Below are 16,285 nucleotides of genomic sequence, written 5' to 3'. Positions count from 1 at the left end.
GTTTACTTTTGACTTTCGACTTTTGACTTTTGACTTTTGATTTTTGACTACTCATTAAACATTATAAAATTGGTATTTTTTACAAAAACGCAAATAAATTCATTTTAAGAATACTTTTTATTAAAAACATAAAATTATAAAGGTAGAAATTAAAAACAGCTTAAATTGGATTTATTTAATTTGTTTTTGATAGATAAATTTTATCAATATTAACAAATGAATTGTTTTTATTTATTTTAAAGTTTTTAGCACTATCATTTTATATCCATAAGAAATTTGAAAATAAAATTATAAAAAATGGCATTCTAATCATTTATTAGATAAAATGAAGCAAAAAAGCTAACTTTGCAAAAAAAGCAAATGAAAACTTTTCTGGACTTCGATTTACCAAAATCTTTACAAAAAGCAATTGACGCAATAGGATTGGTTAACCCTACGCCTATTCAAGAAAAATCGTTTTCCGTAATTTTATCGGGGCGCGATATGATGGGAATTGCACAAACAGGAACAGGAAAAACATTTGCTTATTTGCTACCCATATTAAAACAATGGAAATTTCAACAAACCGACAGTCCGCGTATTTTAATTTTAGTACCTACTCGCGAACTTGTAGTACAGGTGCAAGAGGAATTGGAAAAATTGGTTCAATTTATGTCGGTTCGTGTGATTGGCATTTACGGCGGTGTTAACATTAATACGCAAAAAAAAGCGATTGCCGAAGGTGTTGATATTGTGGTAGGAACACCCGGAAGAACAATGGATTTAGCACTTGATGGCGTTTTGCGTTTTGACACTATACAAAAATTAGTTATTGATGAATTTGACGAAATATTAAATCTTGGCTTCCGATTTCAATTGACTTCTATTTTGGCTATGATGAAAAATAAGCGCCAAAACATTTTATTTTCTGCTACCATGACCGAAGATGTTGATGAAGTTTTAGACGATTATTTCGATTTTCCAGAGGAAGTTTCCTTAGCGCCAAGCGGAACACCTTTAGAAAAAATTAAGCAAATTGGTTATCATATTCCTAATTTTTTAACGAAAATTAATTTGTTAAAACATTTGCTTTTAGAAGATAACACTATGAATCGTGTACTTATTTTTGTGAACAATAAAAAGTTAGTCGATACTACTTTTGAGTTGCTTAATGACGATTTTGAGTCGCAATTTGGTGTTATTCATTCTAATAAATCGCAAAATTATCGATTAAATACGATGGCGGCTTTTCAAAAAGGCGAATTGCGTGGTTTAATTACTACCGATATTATGGCGCGCGGACTTGATATTTCAGACATTTCGCACGTTATTAATTTGCAATTTCCAGAAGTTGAAGAGCAATATATTCATAGAATTGGACGAACTGGCCGTGCCGATAAAGAAGGAATTGCGATTAGTTTAATAAGTCCAAGTGAAGAAGAATTGCAGGTGGAAACGGAAATTTTAATGAATACCGAAATTAGTATTTTAGCCGTTCCAAGTGCGGTGGAAATTGCTGAGAAGAAATTAGACTTTGAAAAAGACAAACGAAAGTTTAAAAGCATTGGTAAAAAACTAAAACAAGATAATAAAGGCGAGGCTTTTCATGAAAAAAAAGATAAAAACAGTAAAGTAAACCTTGGCGGACCGGGAAAACGAAATCCGCGAAAAACGAAACCTCGAAACCGTGCTGTTGAGGCAAAAAGAGCTGCAAAACGAAAGCGGAAATAATGTGCCGATGTGGCGATGTGGCAATTAGAGAATGTTTTGAAATAATTGCGCTTAACAAGTTACTTTGTCCTGTTGGGTGTAATTAAAATTAGGTAATTATTTCCGTCAGTTTGAGTGATTTTTGATAGAAAATTGTATCGAAAACTAGGAAAAATTACTTTCAAATCGATTCTCGATATAAAATTTTAAACGAATTTTACTCAAATGACGATTTAGAGTAAATTGCATCTAACGAGTTTACTTTATTCTATTTGTATTGAAAAATAGTACATAAACGAATTGCATTTAACATGTAAATTTTTAACTTAAAACAATTGATTAAATGAAATTAAAATTTCCTACTGCTCAAACTATATTGTTGCTAATAACGGCATTAACCGTACTTTTAACATGGCTTATTCCATCGGGAAAATATGAAACTTTAGCATATAATAGCGAAACAAAAACATTCGATTTAAAAGGAAAAGATAAAAGTATTAGCCTGCAATCGAGTCAAAAAACACTAGATTCATTAGCCATTAAAATTCCGTTAGAAAAGTTTACTTCGGGCGAAATTTGGAAACCTATTAATATACCCAATACTTTTTATTATGTAAAAAATACGCCACAAGGAATTGTAGCTTTTATAAAAGCACCAATTAAAGGAATTATACAAGCTGCCGATATTATTTTCTTTGTTTTAATACTGGGTGGCGCTATTGGCATTATGAATTATTCTGGCGCTTTTGATGCCGGAATTACTAGTTTAGCACAACTTTTAAAAGGCAAAGAATATTTACTTATTATTATTATTACTACACTTATTGCTATTGGCGGTACAACCTTTGGTTTAGCAGAAGAAACTATTGCCTTCTACCCTATTTTAATTCCTGTTTTTCTTAAAGCTCGGTACGACGCCATGGTAGCGTTGGCTTCGGTTTACGTGGGTTCGAGTATTGGTACAATGATATCGACGGTAAATCCGTTTTCAGTTATTATTGCCTCAAATGTAGCGGGAATTAATTGGACTACAGGTCTAACTTCTCGACTTATTTTCTTAATAATTTGTACCACTATTTGCATTGTTTATATTATGTGGTATGGAAAACGTGTACAGAAAAACCCCGAAAAATCACTTTTATTTGCGCAAAAAGAGGAAATTGAACAGCATTATTTTGCCAATAAAACAGAAAATTCCTTTTTAACACTTCCTCAAAAAATAGCATTAATTGTATTTGCGCTTTGTTTTGTAGTAATGATTTATGGTGTTTCGCAATTAGAATGGTGGTTTGAAGAAATGACAGCTGTGTTTTTTGTTGGTGCAATTGCAATTGGAATTATTTTAAAAATTAATGAAAAGAGTTTTGTTTCCGAATTTATTAAAGGTTCTGCCGAATTGTTAGGTGTTGCTATTATTATTGGAGTTGCCCGTGGTGTATCGGTTATTATGGAAGAAGGTATGATTATTGACACCGTTTTGTATCACGCTAGCAATATAACAAGCGGTATGAACAAAGGAATTTTTGCTAATATGATGATGCTTATTTATTCGGGTTTATCGTTTTTTATTCCGTCTTCATCGGGAATGGCGGTTTTAACTATGCCAATTTTTGCACCACTTGCCGACACTGTAGGTATTGGTCGTGAAGTTATTGTTGATGCGTATCAATTTGGACAAGGTTTATTTGCCTTTATTAATCCAACAGGTTTAATTTTAGCTACGCTTGCCATTGTAAATGTAACCTACGATAAATGGTTAAAATTTATAATGCCTTTAGTAGGAATACTACTTGTTTTGGTTATAGTTTATTTAACGTTAATGGTTGTTTAAGTTGTAGGTTAAAACTGCAACTGAAAACTAAATTTATTATTCTGTGTATTGAAACATTTCTGCTTTCGCAAAAATTGTGAGATTCTTACGGAACGACAAACGTTACGTTGAATACTGTAATTCCTTTTAATTATGCTGTTCGGTAAAAACAGATAGTAAGGTTTCGGCCGAAACCATATTGTTTGGCGATTGTTCCATTAGCTTTAAAACACGTTTCATAGCAAACGGATTTAATCCCATATTAATTCCTATTTCGTTAATTTTTGTTTGCTCGCGTTCGTGCAAAACACCATCGGCGTGCATTAGTAAAGCCAATCTGTAAAACTGACAAATACGATTAAATTCGTCTTTAATTATGGTTTTTTCGTGTTTTTTATTGAAAAGATCGTGTAAGGTTTCTGTATCGATTTCGAGTTCTTGTGCTATTAAAGCTATAAAATCGTATTCTCTATCGTGCAATTCGCCATCAACAACTGCAAAGGCAATAAGCTCTTGTAACAAATCGATACGTTCTTTATAATTATCCATAAAATAATGCTTTACTTTTGTAAAAATACACAAACTTCCGTTTTTATTAAATATCTTTGACTTATAATTTATTAACATGACAAACAACGATATATTTAAAAAACTTAGAGTTGCCCTGCAATTGCGCGACGATCAAATTGTTGAAATTTTAGAATTGGTTGATTTTCGAATTTCAAAAGGCGAAATTGGTAATTTTTTTAGAAATGAAAGTCATCCTAAATATGTAGCGTGTGGCGACCAAGTTTTGCGTAATTTTTTAAACGGATTGGTTATTTATTTAAGAGGAACAAAAGAAAACCCTAAAAAACCTACTGCGGTTTTAAGTGAAATTAAAAAAACCAAAACAACTGTTGCAAATACCAAAAAAACTGAGAAAAAACCTCAAAAAAATAACGCACCCAAAAAACCAATTGTAGAAAAAGTAAAATTTAAAAACGGAAAAAACAAAAAGAACTAATTTTTTTTGTAACTTTATAAGAAATTTATTTTTTTATGAAAAAAAACATTGGAAAAACCGATAAAATAATCAGAATTTCATTAGCCATTATACTTGTGGTTGTAGATTATTTTAATGTGCTAAACTGGGAATATTCTTGGGTTTTATCGTTATTAGGAATTATTTTAGTAGGCTCTACTTTAATAGGTTTTTGTCCGCTTTATGTTCCATTAGGAATAAACACTTGCAAAAGAAAAGAATAGTTTATGCAATAAATAGTTTTAAAGTTAAAAAATACCCAATAATGGGTATTTTTTTGTTTCTATATAGCGCTTACATTTGGCTTATAAACTTTAAAACTCATATAATATGAAAAAAATTAAAATTCTATGTATTTTGTGTGTAAGCTTACTACTTTTTAATTGTGATAAAGATGACGACAACGATACTAGTTCAAACAAGTCTAAACTTATTGGTTCTTGGCGTTATATAAAATCGACAGGTACAAACAATGCAAATAACGATATGTACGAATATATTGCTAGTTGTGAAACCGAAGAAAAATTAACTTTTACTAATGATAATGTAGCCATTATGATAGATAATGATTGCGATGGCACAACTGAAGAAGAAGGAACTTATAACTACTCCATAAATGGTTCTACAATTGAAATATTTGGCGAAACAGCAGAAATAATAGAACTTAATGACAATTCTTTTATTTATGAAACCACTTATTACGAACCAGAAGATGAAATAACCTACTACGATAGAGAGTATTACGTAAAAATTAACTAACTTACTTTCTTATTAACTACAGCAGTTAACATCATTAAATTATAGTTTGTTTTATAACACACAATTACCTTTCTCATATTCATAATTTAAGTTACTAGTTATAAAAGTATGGGAAAAGAGGCTGTTTTACAAAACAGTCTCTTTGTTTAAATTATTTTTTTAGTATCTTTAAAGTAATAATCTATTTTATACGTTTTAACGGAACAACTTTATTTATTAAAATTGTTTTTATACAGTTAATACTTAAATCTGTAGATGAAAATAATTCAATCCAGTTCATATCGACTCCATTTAAAATTAAAATGTTTTTTTGCATTTATTTTTTTGTATTGTGTACCAATTAATTTCGTTTGCGCGCAACAAGAAAATGAAGATTCATTATTAAAAAGCTGGAATACTATATCCGAAAAACCTTCTAAAAGAGCAAGCGCTTTCTATACCGTATTAAAAAATAATTATGAAAATTATCCCGATAGCACACTTGTACAAGCTAAAGAATTACTCGATTTTTCTATTCAACATAAACTTCCTTTAATCGAATGTAAATGTGCCGATTTAATTGGTTTAATCTATTATTATATGGATTACAACGAAGAAGCCGCCGAATATTTTATTAAATGTGAAAAAATTGCTAATCAACACAATTTTGAAGAAGAAAAAGCCAATAATCTTATTCACATAGGTTTAGTACATCTTAATAATTGGAATTTTAACAAAGCTATCGAATATTTTGAAAAAGCACTTAAAGCTGGCGAAAAAATTAATAATCAAGAAATTATTGCATTAAGTCTATACGATATTGGTGTTGGCTACAAAGAAAAATATAAAACAGATAAAGCCTTAATGTATTATAAAAAGAGTTTAGCCGCATCTGAATTGTTACAAAATAAAAGCTATAAAATAAATGCACTATTAGGAATTGGCGACACGTATGAAAGAGCAAAAAAATATGACAGCGCTAAAATTTATACCAACAAAGCCTTACAGTTAAGCAAAACTAGCAACAATAATAGAGATATTGCTCGATCTTATACTAATTTAGTGATACTCTTTTTTAATACAAAACAACCCGATTCTATAATAAAATATGCGAACTTAGCCTTGCCTATTGCCGAAAAACTACATAATAACTTTTTAATTCAACGAAACATTTATTTTTTACACAAAGCGCACCAACAAAAAGAAGATTACAAACGCGCGCTAGAATATTATTTCGATTTTATTGAGAAAAACGATGGTTTTAACCAAATTAAACAAGACAGGCGATTACAAAAATTTGAACTCGAAAAACAAGCGCTACGCGATAGTATAAAAAACACAACACAAACCTTATTTTTTAAAGATGAAATTACAAAGAATAAAAAAGTAAAAAACTTAATTACTTACGGCTGGATAAGTAGTTTTTTACTACTAATTGTAATTGCCTATTTTGTATATAAAAACTTTAAACGAAAACAAATAATCCTAGAACAGCAAAAAGAATTAGACATTCAAAAACTACAAATGCGATTAAAAAATCAAGAGCTAAACGCTGTTGATGCTATGGTTGAAGGTCAAGAAAAAGAACGCAAACTAATAGCCGATGAACTTCACGACGATTTAGGCGGATTAATGACCACTTTAAAAATTCATCTTGAGAGTTTAAAACACAAGCCCGATGCCACATTATACGACAAAACAAGTCATTTATTAGAACAAGCCTATCAAAAAATTAGAACCATTGCGCACATAAAAAATTCTGGCGTTTTAGCTGATAAAGGACTTTTAAAAGCGGTAAAATCGCTTGCAGAGTCTATTACCGAAACCAATAAAATAAACGTTAGTGTTATCGATTTTGAGCTAGACACACGATTAGAGAACAGTTTAGAAATTTCAATTTTTAGAATTATTCAAGAACTCATAACAAACGCTATTAAACACGCCAAACCAAGCGAAATAAACATTTATTTAACCAAACACGATACTACCATAAATATAATGATTGAAGACAACGGAAAAGGATTTAACACTAAAATATTATCTAAAACAAACGGTATTGGGATAAAAAATATAGAAAAAAAAGTAGAACAGCTAAATGGCACTATTTCAATAGAATCGGAAACAAATAAAGGAACCAATATAATAATAGACTTGCCCATATGATACGAATAGCTATAGCCGAAGATCATCAAGCCGTTATTGACGGAATAAAACTTCTTTTAAAACACGAAGAAAACATCGAAATTATTGGTACTGTAAACGATGGCGAAGCTCTATTAGAATTAGTAAAACACAAAGAACCACATATTGTAATAACCGATATACGAATGCCAAAAATAGACGGTATTCAACTCACAAAAATATTATCGGAAACCAAACCTCATATTAAAACATTAGCTTTTTCTATGTTCGACCAGCAAGAAATTATTAATAAAATGATAACTGCTGGAGCAAAAGGTTATATTCTAAAAAATGCTTCGTTAAAAACCATTATAAATGCTATAAATGAAATTTATGCAGGAAAAACTTATTTTGATGTTATCGTAAATAACAATAAACCTAACAAACCCGCTGAAAACATTTTAACCAAACGACAAATCGAAATTTTAAAACTCATTGCACAAGGCAAAACCTCACGACAAATAAGCGAAGAGTTATACATAGGCATTTCAACCGTAGAAACGCATCGTAAAAACATGACTCGTATGTTAAACCTTAAAGGAAACGGCGAACTTTTACGCTACGCCATTGAAAAAAAATATAATTTTTAAATTCCTATTTTTGTAATCTAATTTGTATTTTTGAATCCAAATTGGTCGTTAACAAAATACCATGCAATTTAAACATCCGGAAGTACTTTATTTTCTTTTCCTATTGGTTATACCAATAATTATTCATTTATTTCAATTACGGCGGTTTAAAAAAACCTATTTTACTAACGTAAAATTACTTAAAGAACTACAACAACAAACACAAAAAAGCAGTACTATAAAAAAATGGTTGCTACTCGCTACCCGATTATTATTACTTGCAGCATTAATTATAGCTTTTGCGCAGCCTTTTTTTACAGCAAAAGATAGTGTTGGTAAGCAAAATGAATTGGTCATACTATTAGACAACTCTTTTTCTATGCAAGCCAAAGGTTCAAATGGCGAGTTACTTAAAAAAGCCGTTCAAGATATTTTAGAAAGTTTGCCCGAAAACACACTGTTTTCAATGGTTACACCGTCGCAAACCTATTGGGATACCGACCGAAAATCGATTCAGTCCGATTTGCAAAATTTAACTTACACACACTTTTCATTTAATATAGAGCAGCTTATTAATCAAGTTGAAAATAAAAAACCTACTACCCAAAAAGACTATATCATTATAACCGATGGTATTTCGGAAGCTGCAGAAAATTTAACACCGTTAAACAAAGACAACACCTATGTTTGGTTACCAAAAACCGAAAACAAAATTAACTGTAGCATAGAAAGCGTTAATTTAAAAGCTGATTCCGATATTTTTTACGAATTAATTATTTCATTAAAAGCCTACGGAGGTTTACCCGAAAACATTCCGCTTACACTTTTTAACAACAATGAAACTGTGGCCAAAACTCAAGTTTCGTTTAAAAACACTACCGAAGAAATAAAGCTTTCTATTCCTAAAAAAGCTTTTAATGGAAAAGTTAGTATAAACGATAACAGTTTACCTTACGATAATTCGTATTATTTTTCTATAAACGAACCTAAAAAAAATGCCATTTTAGCCATTGGCGAAACATCGAAAAACGAATTTTTAACTCGAATTTTAAACGATACCGAGTTTGCTTTTTCACAAACCGAACTCAAACAACTAAACTACAATGCTATTGAAAATCAAAATGTTGTAATTTTAAATGAGCTTATCGATATTCCGCAATCGTTAAGTACAACTTTACAAACATTTTATCAAAACGGTGGTACAATTGTATGTATTCCTAATGAAAAAAGCACGGTTACTAATTTGAATTCGGCTTTACAAAAATGGTCGGCATTATCGTTTACACAAAGTTTTTCATCGGAAAAAGAAATTACGCAAATTCATTTTAATCATCCGTTATATCGAAATGTTTTTGAAAAAAAAGTAACTAATTTTCAATATCCTAAAATAAATACCGGATTCGAGCTAAAAGGAACTGCATTTGCTGTTTTATCATTTGCAGATGGTTTACCATTTCTTGCTTCGGTTAGCAATACTTTCGGAAATATTTATATTTTTTCAAGCCCAATAAACAAACAAAATAGTAATTTTCAAAATTCGCCATTAATTGTACCCACATTTTATAATATTGGCATAGCCAAAGGAAATCAATCGTTAGCTGCTTATACTATTTCAGAAAATCAATCGGTAGTTTTAAATGCCATTTTATCAAAAGACGAAGTAGTTACCGCTAAAAACGAAGTCTATAGTTTTATCCCAATTCAACAAATTAGTAACGATAAATTAAAATTAAGTTTTGGCGATTATCCTGAAAAAGATGGCAATTACACCATTTATCAAAAAGAAAATACAATTGCTACTATAAGTTTTAATTATCCTCGAAACGAAAGCAACATAACACTTAAACCCAATTCGCTTTTTGAAAATTATGAAACCATAACATCGGTTTCGCAAGCTATCGATGTTTTTAATCAAAACCGAACCGATACACCACTTTGGAAATGGTTTTTAGCAGCAACACTACTATTTTTATTATTTGAACTACTAATCCAAAAATTTGTAAAATGACAACCGTCATCATTAAACAAGCCATTATTCACGACAAAACAAGTCCGTATCATTTAAAAAAAATGGACTTAAAAATTGAAAATGGAACAATAACCGAAATAGCCGAAAACATTATAACAACCAATAAAGATATTGTTGTAGTGCATCAAAATCTACAGGTTTCGCAAGGCTGGATAGACAGTTCGGTATGTTTTGGCGAACCTGGTTTTGAAGAAACAGAAACTATTGCAAACGGACTTGATGTAGCAGCAAAAAGTGGTTTTACAGCCGTAATGTTACAACCAAATTCATTTCCTGTAATCGACAATCAGGCGTTAATTAAATTTGTGCAAGAAAAAGCCAACAATAAAGCTACAACTTTATACACCGTTGGTGCATTAACTAAAAACAGCGAAGGCAACGATTTAGCCGAACTTTTCGATATGAAAAACGCTGGCGCTATTGCATTTGGCGATTATAAAAAAGCTTTGCAAAATGCTAATTTGCAAAAAATAGCCTTGCAATATGTACAAGATTTCGATGGTTTACTAATTAGCTTTTGTGAAGATGAAAAATTGAAAGGAAAAGGAATTGTAAACGAAGGCGTTGTTTCTACCCAATTAGGACTAAAAGGAATTCCAGCCTTAGCCGAAGAATTACACGTGGCACGAAATTTATTTTTATTAGAATATACTGGCGGAAAATTACACATTCCTACCATTTCTACTCAAAAATCAATCGAATTGATAAAAGAAGCAAAAGCAAAAGGCTTGCAAGTAAGTTGTAGCGTAGCGGCACATCATTTGGTTTTAAACGATAGTGTTTTACAAGGTTTCGATTCGAGATACAAAGTTTGCCCACCGTTGCGAGACGAAGCCACAAGAAAAGCTTTAATTGAAGCGGTTTTAAATAACACTATCGACTGTATTACAAGCGACCACAACCCTATAGATATTGAACACAAAAAACTAGAATTCGATTTGGCAAAAGACGGTACAATTGGTTTGGAAAGTGCTTTTTCTAGTTTGCTTACAATTCTTCCGCTTGAAGTTGTTGTTCAAAAATTAACTTCTGCAAAAGCTATTTTTAATGTTAAAGAAAACAGCATTACTATTGGCAATAAAGCCGAATTAAGTTTGTTTACAACCAATGGAGAATGGATTTTTACTAAAGAAAATATTTTAAGTAAATCGAAAAATTCGGCCTTTTTAAATCATAAAATGAAAGGAAAAGTTGTTGGTATTTATAATAACGAACAATTGATACTAAATAATTAAATTAATAAAATTATGAACGATATTGAAAAAGGCAAAAAAACCGCAATAATTGCCTATATTACTATAATAGGAACAGTTATTGCTATTTTTATGAACCAAGATGAAAATAAATCTGAATTTGCAAGTTTTCACATTCGCCAAGCTTTAGGTGTTTTTTTAACTTGGGGAATTTTAGGCTATTTTGTTGGCAATATCGATAATTGGACAATGTCGATTGCACTACTTATTTTCATTTTTGTATTGTGGTTTTACGGGTTTTTAGGTTGTTCAAAAAATGAAAAAAGAACCGTTCCTCTTGTTGGCGAATTTTATCAGAAGTTTTTTAAAAACCTTTAACCTTTCAACAAAAAAAAATGAACCTACATTACCTTATACGCGAACCAAAAGAAATAAAAGAACAAAACCCTGTATTAATTCTATTACACGGTTATGGCAGCAACGAAGACGATTTGTTTTCGTTTGCAAGCGAATTACCCAACGACTACTATATTATATCTGTTCGTGCGCCTTATAGTTTACAGCCTTATGGTTATGCGTGGTATCCCATTCATTTTGATGCAGCTGAAAACAAATTTTCTGATGATGAACAAGCCAAACAATCGCGCGATTTAATTATAAATTTTATTGATGAGCTTGTTGCAAAATATCCAATCGATAAAAAAAATGTTACCCTAATCGGCTTTAGTCAAGGTGCAATTTTAAGTTATGCCACTGCCCTATCATATCCCGAAAAAATAAACAGCGTTGTAGCGTTAAGTGGTTATTTAAACGAAAGTATTTTAGTAGAAAATTTTGCATCAAAAAACAATAAGCACTTACAATTCTTTATTTCACACGGAACAGTTGACCAAGTTATTCCTGTTGATTGGGCACGTAAAGCAAAACCATTTATAGAAAAATTAGGCTTACAAGTAGAATATAAAGAATATCCTGTAGGACACGGTGTAGCACCGCAAAATTTTTTCGATTTTAAAAATTGGTTACTAAAAACAAGGTAACTTAATTCTTTATTAAAATTTACATTTTCTTAATCTTACATAAAAAATTTGGTTATTTTTGAAATCTCTATCAAAACCAAATTAATTATGGCTACAGTAACATTAGGCGGAAATGCCATCCATACTAACGGCGAATTGCCAAAAGTGGGCTCAAAACTAACCGATTTTCAATTAGTAAAAGACGACTTATCAGTGGTTTCTTTACAGAATTTTGCTGGCAAAAAATTAGTTTTAAATATTTTTCCTAGCATCGATACCGGTACTTGTGCTACTTCAGTACGTCAATTTAACCAAAAAGCCGCTGCTTTAGAAAACACCGTAGTACTTTGCATTTCTCGCGATTTACCTTTTGCTCAAAAACGTTTTTGCGGCGCCGAAGGAATTGAAAACGTAGTAACACTTTCCGATTTTAAAGATGGAAGTTTTGGTAAAACTAATGGCTTAGAAATTATAGATGGTCCACTTGCAGGGCTACATTCGAGAGTCGTAATTGTAACCGATGAAAATGGTGCTATTACACATACCGAGCAAGTAACCGAAATTGCAAATGAACCCAATTACGAATTAGCATTACAAGCATTATAAAAAAGTAATTAATGAAATTTCAAAAAGACGAAACTCTGTTTACAGGTCGCATAAAAAGCATGGGCTTTGCTGCTAAAGGCGCTTATAAATTGATTTCTACAGAACATAGTGTAATGGTTCAGTTTTCTATAACTGTTATTATGATAATTGTAGGTATTTTAGTAGGAATCACAAAAGAAGAATGGATAATGCAAACTTTCGCCTGCGGATTAATACTAAGTATAGAAGGCTTAAACACCGCTGTTGAAAAAATTGCCGATTTTGTTCATCCAGATTATCATGAAAGAATAGGTTTTATTAAAGATATTGCCGCTGGTGCCGTTTTTTTTGCTGCTATGACAGCAATTGCAGTTGCCTCAATTATTTATGTGCCTTATTTGTTATAATTTTCTATTTTTGTACTTCATACAAAAAATAGAATGGCAACTAAAAAAAATAAAGAAACTTTAAACCTACCTAAAAAAGAAAAACGCAACTGGATTTTAACTCGGCAACAAAAATTTATTTTTGGCGTGTTACTCCTTTTGCTTGCTGTAGCACTATTACTATCGTTTATTTCTTATTTTATTACAGGAAATTTCGACCAAAGCATAGCGCAAGAAGTTTTAGATAGAAAAGCCAAAGCTCAAAATTGGCTTGGAAAAGTAGGTGCATTTTTAGCCGACTTTTTCTTGTATAAAGGTTTTGGTGTAGCCTCATTTTTATTCGTTAGAATATTCGTTTTAATTGGCGTATATTTTATTTTAGATATTGCCGTTTCTAAATTAAAAAAAACCATTTTTTGGGATTTATATCTTGTTATAATACTGTCTGTTTTTTTAGGTTTTTTTTGGGATTATGCTCCGCAATTATCAGGCGTTATTGGATTCGAAATCAATACTTTTATTCAAGATTATTTAGGAAAATTTGGTACTTTACTAATACTTATTTTTGCAACAATCATCTTTTTAGTATTTAGAATAAAAATAGCGCCCGAAACTTTTACATCTATTTTTAAAAAACAAGAAAAAGAAAGTGAAACCGATGTTGCAAAACATAACGAACCATGGGTTGAAGATAAACCTATAAATGAAGAAATTTCTATACAAGACGCTACTACTATCTCTCAAAAAACAACCGATTTTATTCTTGAAGAAGATGAAAATGAATTAGGCAATTTTGAACTGAAACAAACGCCAACTTCTACTTTCGAAATTAATAAAGAAACGCTTAAACCTACTATTGAAAAATCGTCTGAATTAAGTTTAAATCCTACAATAAAAACACAAGACCAATCTAAAGAAACAATTGTAGCTACTGAAAAAACTTTTAATGAAGACGAAATAGCATCTAGCAACGATTTTGTAATTGAAACAGCACAAGAAGAAGAAACTGTAGAAGAAAATTTAGCTGCAAAACTAGTGCAAGATTTTGGCGAGTTTGATCCTACATTAGAATTATCAAATTATCAATTTCCGCCTATTGATTTACTAAAAGAATACACAACTAGCGGCATTACTATTAATCAGGAAGAATTAGAAGAAAACAAAAATAATATTGTAGAAACGTTAAAAAATTATAGTATTGGCATTTCGCAAATAAAAGCAACCGTAGGGCCAACTGTAACACTTTACGAAATTGTGCCCGAAGCCGGAATTCGGATTTCAAAAATTAAAAACCTCGAAGACGATATTGCACTTTCACTTTCGGCTTTAGGTATTCGAATTATTGCACCAATTCCGGGTAAAGGAACTATTGGAATTGAAGTACCTAATAACAAACCTTCTATGGTGGCAATGAAAACGGTAATTGCATCGCCAAAATTTCAACAAGCCGAAATGGAATTGCCTGTAGCTTTAGGTAAAACCATTTCTAACGAAACCTTCGTAGCCGATTTGGCAAAAATGCCACATTTGTTAATGGCTGGGGCAACTGGGCAAGGAAAATCGGTTGGGTTAAATGCCATTTTAACTTCATTACTGTATAAAAAACATCCTGCCGAAGTAAAATTTGTATTAGTCGATCCTAAAAAAGTAGAACTTACCCTATTTAATAAAATTGAACGCCATTATTTAGCAAAACTTCCCGATACCGAAGACGCTATTATTACCGATAATACCAAAGTAATTAACACCTTAAATTCGCTTTGTATTGAAATGGACGCCCGTTACGATTTGTTAAAAGATGCAATGGTGCGTAACATAAAAGAATATAACGAAAAATTTAAACAACGTAAATTGAATCCAGAAAATGGTCATCGATTTTTACCCTACATTGTATTAGTTGTCGATGAATTTGCCGATTTAATTATGACTGCTGGTAAAGAAGTAGAAACACCTATTGCTCGTTTAGCACAATTAGCACGTGCTATTGGTATTCACTTAATTATTGCTACACAACGACCTTCGGTTAATGTTATTACCGGTATGATAAAGGCAAATTTTCCTGCTCGTTTAGCGTTTAGAGTAATGTCTAAAATTGACTCTAGAACTATTTTAGATGCTGGTGGCGCAGACCAGTTAATTGGTCGAGGCGATTTGTTATATACAAGCGGAAACGATATGGTTCGTGTGCAATGTGCTTTTGTTGACACGCCCGAAGTAGAAAAAATTTGCGATTTTATTGGCAACCAAAAAGCCTATCCAGATGCCTATCTTTTACCAGAGTATGTAGGCGAAGAAAGTGGCACGACTCTTGATAATAATATCGACGAACGCGACAGCTTATTTAGAGAAGCAGCTGAAGTTATTGTTACGGCTCAACAAGGAAGTGCTTCGCTAATTCAACGTAAGTTAAAGTTAGGATACAATAGAGCCGGAAGAATTATAGATCAATTAGAAGCGGCTGGAATTGTAGGTCCGTTTGAAGGAAGTAAAGCACGACAAGTTTTAATTCCGGATTTAACTTCATTAGAAATATTTTTAAATAACGAACAAAACAACAATTAAAATGAACAAATTAGTAAAATTAGTTTTAATTTTAACACTTATTGGTAGTACATTACAAGCTCAAAACGCAACAAAAGCAAAAGCACTTTTAGATGAAGTTTCGGCAAAAGTAAAAACCTATAATAACATTGTTATCGATTTTAAATACACACTAAACAATTCAAAAGAAAACATAAATCAAGAAAGTAAAGGAAATGTGGCTATCGAAAGTGTTGCTTCTGGAAAATACAATCTTAATTTTATGGGTGTAAACAAAATATTCGATGGTAAAAAAGTTTACACAATAGTTCCTGAAGATGAAGAAATAACCGTTTCAAAGTTTGATGAAAACGATAAAGATGCTATTACACCAAATAGAATGTTAACTTTCTTTAACTCTGGTTTTAAATACAGTTGGGATATTTTACAAAACGTAAAAGGACGCAAAATTCAGTATGTAAAATTGATACCGATTAGTTCTAAAGACCAACGAAAAGAAATACTAATTGGTATAGACCAAC

General features: G+C 31.2%; 17 protein-coding genes. 15 read left to right on the top strand and 2 right to left on the bottom strand.

Annotation, left to right across the window (positions count from 1 at the left end; genetic code table 11):
* The first annotated feature begins 360 nt into the window (after positions 1-360).
* Both R2808_RS09915 and R2808_RS09910 read left to right on the top strand, forming a co-directional pair.
* Entirely contained in the window at positions 361-1,710 is a 1,350-nt protein-coding gene (locus R2808_RS09915; protein WP_371270832.1) for a DEAD/DEAH box helicase, read from the top strand.
* 322 nt (positions 1,711-2,032) lie between these two features.
* Positions 2,033-3,520 carry a YfcC family protein gene (locus R2808_RS09910; protein WP_371270831.1) on the top strand — a complete coding sequence of 496 codons (1,488 nt, stop codon included), beginning with the start codon at positions 2,033-2,035 and terminating at the stop codon, positions 3,518-3,520.
* A 126-nt stretch (positions 3,521-3,646) separates the two neighbouring features.
* Here R2808_RS09910 and R2808_RS09905 read toward each other — a convergent pair whose 3' ends face one another.
* The gene (locus R2808_RS09905; protein ID WP_371270830.1) at positions 3,647-4,126 is read right to left on the bottom strand and encodes a TerB family tellurite resistance protein; all 480 of its coding nucleotides are present in this window, start codon (positions 4,124-4,126) and stop codon (positions 3,647-3,649) included.
* Between R2808_RS09905 and R2808_RS09900 the strand changes: the two genes are divergently transcribed.
* From R2808_RS09900 to R2808_RS09890, 3 genes are all read left to right on the top strand, one after another.
* Positions 4,125-4,505, top strand: a complete 381-nt coding sequence (locus R2808_RS09900) for a DUF1456 family protein (RefSeq protein WP_371270829.1) — start codon at positions 4,125-4,127, stop codon at positions 4,503-4,505. The genes R2808_RS09905 and R2808_RS09900 overlap by 2 nt on opposite strands.
* Before the next feature lie 35 nt (positions 4,506-4,540).
* A complete protein-coding gene (locus tag R2808_RS09895) occupies positions 4,541-4,747 on the top strand; it encodes a DUF2892 domain-containing protein (protein WP_371270828.1) in 207 nt (68 codons plus the stop codon).
* A gap of 106 nt (positions 4,748-4,853) precedes the next feature.
* Positions 4,854-5,282 (top strand): lipocalin family protein, encoded by a 429-nt coding sequence (locus R2808_RS09890; protein WP_371270827.1) that lies wholly within the window; start codon positions 4,854-4,856, stop codon positions 5,280-5,282.
* Positions 5,283-5,463: 181 nt separating this feature from the next.
* On the opposite strand, the gene R2808_RS09885 is transcribed toward R2808_RS09890, so the two are convergent.
* On the bottom strand, positions 5,464-5,598 hold the full coding sequence (locus tag R2808_RS09885) for a hypothetical protein (protein ID WP_371270826.1): 135 nt from the start codon (positions 5,596-5,598) through the stop codon (positions 5,464-5,466).
* An 8-nt stretch (positions 5,599-5,606) separates the two neighbouring features.
* Here R2808_RS09885 and R2808_RS09880 point away from each other — a divergent pair, with 8 nt between their 5' ends.
* From R2808_RS09880 to R2808_RS09835, 10 genes are all read left to right on the top strand, one after another.
* A complete protein-coding gene (locus R2808_RS09880; protein ID WP_371270825.1) occupies positions 5,607-7,424 on the top strand; it encodes an ATP-binding protein in 1,818 nt (605 codons plus the stop codon).
* Positions 7,421-8,032 (top strand): response regulator, encoded by a 612-nt coding sequence (locus tag R2808_RS09875; RefSeq protein ID WP_371270824.1) that lies wholly within the window; start codon positions 7,421-7,423, stop codon positions 8,030-8,032. The genes R2808_RS09880 and R2808_RS09875 overlap by 4 nt, the downstream gene beginning before the upstream one ends.
* Before the next feature lie 61 nt (positions 8,033-8,093).
* Positions 8,094-10,019, top strand: coding sequence for a BatA and WFA domain-containing protein (locus R2808_RS09870; protein ID WP_371270823.1), 1,926 nt, complete (start codon positions 8,094-8,096; stop codon positions 10,017-10,019).
* On the top strand, positions 10,016-11,275 hold the full coding sequence (locus R2808_RS09865; protein WP_371270822.1) for a dihydroorotase family protein: 1,260 nt from the start codon (positions 10,016-10,018) through the stop codon (positions 11,273-11,275). Before R2808_RS09870 ends, R2808_RS09865 begins: the two co-directional genes overlap by 4 nt.
* Before the next feature lie 12 nt (positions 11,276-11,287).
* Positions 11,288-11,611 (top strand): hypothetical protein, encoded by a 324-nt coding sequence (locus R2808_RS09860; protein WP_371270821.1) that lies wholly within the window; start codon positions 11,288-11,290, stop codon positions 11,609-11,611.
* A 17-nt stretch (positions 11,612-11,628) separates the two neighbouring features.
* Positions 11,629-12,273, top strand: coding sequence for an alpha/beta hydrolase (locus tag R2808_RS09855; protein ID WP_371270820.1), 645 nt, complete (start codon positions 11,629-11,631; stop codon positions 12,271-12,273).
* An 87-nt stretch (positions 12,274-12,360) separates the two neighbouring features.
* The gene (gene tpx / locus R2808_RS09850) at positions 12,361-12,858 is read left to right on the top strand and encodes a thiol peroxidase (RefSeq protein ID WP_371270819.1); all 498 of its coding nucleotides are present in this window, start codon (positions 12,361-12,363) and stop codon (positions 12,856-12,858) included.
* Between the two features lie 11 nt (positions 12,859-12,869).
* Entirely contained in the window at positions 12,870-13,244 is a 375-nt protein-coding gene (locus tag R2808_RS09845) for a diacylglycerol kinase (RefSeq protein ID WP_371270818.1), read from the top strand.
* A 33-nt stretch (positions 13,245-13,277) separates the two neighbouring features.
* Positions 13,278-15,785 carry a DNA translocase FtsK gene (locus R2808_RS09840; protein ID WP_371270817.1) on the top strand — a complete coding sequence of 836 codons (2,508 nt, stop codon included), beginning with the start codon at positions 13,278-13,280 and terminating at the stop codon, positions 15,783-15,785.
* Position 15,786: 1 nt separating this feature from the next.
* The coding region (locus tag R2808_RS09835) for an outer membrane lipoprotein carrier protein LolA (protein WP_371270816.1) at positions 15,787-16,285 on the top strand (499 nt) is incomplete at its 3' end.

This window comes from Flavobacterium sp., from assembly GCF_041392005.1.
Classification (GTDB): Bacteria; Bacteroidota; Bacteroidia; order Flavobacteriales; family Flavobacteriaceae; genus Flavobacterium.
Note: the sequence above shows the minus strand (reverse complement) of the source record. Positions and strands in the feature narration are given on the sequence as shown.